This is a genomic window from Vibrio sp. Vb1755, from assembly GCF_033338635.1.
GTDB lineage: Bacteria > Pseudomonadota > Gammaproteobacteria > Enterobacterales > Vibrionaceae > Vibrio > Vibrio alginolyticus.
Map to the genome: position 1 here is coordinate 1 of NZ_JAWOTA010000093.1, position 331 is coordinate 331.

At 52.3% G+C, this 331-nt stretch carries 1 protein-coding gene; it reads left to right on the forward strand.

Annotated features, from left to right (window positions below):
* Nucleotides 1–3: 3 nt before the first annotated feature.
* Nucleotides 4–331, forward strand: a 328-nt coding sequence (gene nudE / locus R7E00_RS22855) for an ADP compounds hydrolase NudE (RefSeq protein ID WP_318124516.1), incomplete at its 3' end; no start/stop codon positions are given.

The following is a 331-nucleotide window of genomic DNA, read 5'->3' on the forward strand; positions in this document are numbered from 1 at the left end:
GCCATGTCGAAAAGGACCCCACCAGAGATTCTCTCTTGTCAGACGGTCGCACGATCAAAACTGTTTGCTGTGGAAGCCCTCGACCTTCGCTTCTCCAATGGCGAGCATCGCACTTATGAGCGCATGAAGCCAAGTGGCCGCGATGCCGTAATGGTTGTACCGGTAACCGAGCAGGGCGATTTACTGTTGGTACGTGAATACGCTGCTGGTACAGAGCGTTACGAACTGGGTTTTCCTAAAGGTCTTATCGATCCCGGTGAAACGCCACATCAGGCCGCTGACCGCGAACTAAAAGAAGAAATTGGTTTTGGTTGTAAGGAACTCACCCCGT